This is a genomic window from Pedobacter nototheniae (assembly GCF_032678625.1).
In the GTDB taxonomy this organism is placed as follows: Bacteria; Bacteroidota; Bacteroidia; order Sphingobacteriales; family Sphingobacteriaceae; genus Pedobacter; species Pedobacter nototheniae_A.
In genome coordinates this window covers 1-2,499 of sequence record NZ_JAVTSO010000017.1, presented here as the reverse complement: position 1 = coordinate 2,499, position 2,499 = coordinate 1, and the positions used below count along the sequence as shown (strand labels likewise).

Genomic DNA, 2,499 nt, shown 5'->3' with positions numbered 1-2,499 from the left:
ATTAACCACCACCGCAATTGCGACGGTTACAGTAACAGCACCAGCAATGGTTGCGACCAACGACAATGGCTCAGCAAATGGTTTTGCGGGAGGAACAGCGATTGAGAATGTGTTGGCAAACGATACCTACAACGGAGTTGAGGCAACCTTAACAACGGTTATTTTAACACAACTTTCAACTGAAAATCCAAATGTTACTTTAGATCCTTTAACCGGAAAAGTCAATGTAGCTGCGGGAACCAAGACAGGAACTTACACGGTACAATACCAGATTCAGGATAAACTGAACCCGGCATTAACCACCACCGCAATTGCGACGGTTACAGTAACAGCACCAGCAATGGTTGCGACCAATGATAGTGGTTCAGCAAATGGTTTTGCAGGAGGAACAGCGATTGAGAACGTATTGGCAAACGATACCTATAACGGTGTTGAGGCAACCTTAACAACGGTTAATTTAAGCCAGTTGACCACTTCTGATCCAAATGTTATTTTAGATCCTTTAAGCGGGAAAATCAATGTAGCTGCAGGCACCAAAGCAGGAACTTACACGGTACAATACCAGATTCAGGATAAACTGAACCCGGCATTAACCACCACGGCGGTTGCGACGGTTACGGTAAGGGCGCCAGCCATGGTTGCGACCAACGACAGTGGTTCAGCGAATGGTTTTGCAGGAGGAACAGCGATTGAGAACGTATTAACAAACGATACATATAACGGTGTTGAGGCAACCTTAACAACGGTTAACTTAAGCCAGTTGACTACTTCTGATCCGAATGTTACTTTAGATCCTTTAACCGGAAAAGTCGATGTAGTTGCAGGCACCAAGGCAGGAACATACACCATTCAATACCAGATTCAGGATAAACTGAACCCGGCATTAACCACCACAGCAATTGCTATGGTTACAGTAACGGCACCAGCGATGGTTGCCACTAATGACAGTGGTTCAGCAAACGGTTTTGCAGGAGGAACAGCGATTGAAAATGTGTTGGCAAACGATACCTATAACGGAGTTGAGGCAACTTTAACAACGGTTAACTTAAGCCAGTTGACTACTTCTGATCCAAATGTTACTTTAGATCCTTTAACCGGAAAAGTCAATGTAGCTGCAGGCACCAAGACAGGAACTTACACCGTTCAATACCAGATTCAGGATAAACTAAACCCGGCATTAACCACCACAGCGGTTGCTACGGTTACAGTAACGGCGCCAGCCATGGTTGCGACCAACGACAATGGCTCAGCAAATGGTTTTGCGGGAGGAACAGCGATTGAGAACGTATTAACAAACGATACCTACAACGGTGTTGAGGCAACCTTAACAACGGTTAACTTAAGTCAGCTGACTACTTCTGATCCAAATGTTACGTTAGATCCTTTAACCGGGAAAATCAATGTAGCTGCAGGCACCAAGACAGGTACTTACACGGTACAATACCAGATTCAGGATAAACTGAACCCGGCATTAACCACCACAGCAATTGCGACGGTTACAGTAACGGCACCAGCAATGGTTGCGAACAATGACAGCGGCTCAGCGAATGGTTTTGCAGGTGGAACAGCGATTGAAAATGTGTTGGCAAACGATACCTATAACGGAGTTGAGGCAACCTTAACAACGGTTATTTTAACACAACTTTCAACTGAAAATCCAAATGTTACGTTAGATCCTTTAACCGGAAAAATCAATGTAGCTGCGGGAACCAAGGCAGGAACTTACACGGTACAATACCAGATTCAGGATAAACTGAACCCGGCATTAACCACCACAGCAATTGTGACCGTTACGGTAACAGCACCAGCAATGGTTGCGACCAACGACAGTGGTTCAGCAAATGGATTTGCAGGAGGAACAGCGATTGAGAATGTATTGGCAAACGATACCTATAACGGTGTTGAGGCAAGCTTAACAACGGTTAATTTAAGTCAACTAACTACTTCTAATCCAAATGTTACTTTAGATCCTTTAACCGGGAAAATCAATGTAGCTGCAGGCACCAAGACAGGAACTTACATCGTTCAATATCAGATTCAGGATAAACTGAACCCGGCATTAACCACCACCGCGGTTGCGACCGTTACGGTAACGGCGCCAGCAATGGTTGCAACCAATGATAGTGGTTCAGCAAATGGTTTTGCAGGAGGAACAGCGATTGAGAACGTATTGGCAAACGACACCTATAACGGTGTTGAGGCAACTTTAAGTAATGTTATTTTAACACAACTTTCAACTGAAAATCCAAATGTTACTTTAGATCCTTTAACCGGAAAAGTAAATGTAGCTGCAGGTACTAAAGCGGGGATTTATAAGGTTGGATATGAAATTGAAGACAGGTTAAATCCAGGGCAGAAAACCACAGCAATTGCGACGGTTACAGTAACGGCGCCAGCCATGGTTGCGACCAACGACAGTGGTTCAGCGAATGGTTTTGCAGGAGGAACAGCGATTGAGAATGTATTAACAAACGATACCTATAACGGTGTTGAGGCAAG

General features: G+C 44.5%; 1 protein-coding gene. It reads left to right on the top strand.

The features are described 5' to 3' along the window. The coding region (locus tag R2Q77_RS20955) for a hypothetical protein (RefSeq protein WP_316805659.1) at nucleotides 1-2,499 on the top strand (2,499 nt) is incomplete at both ends.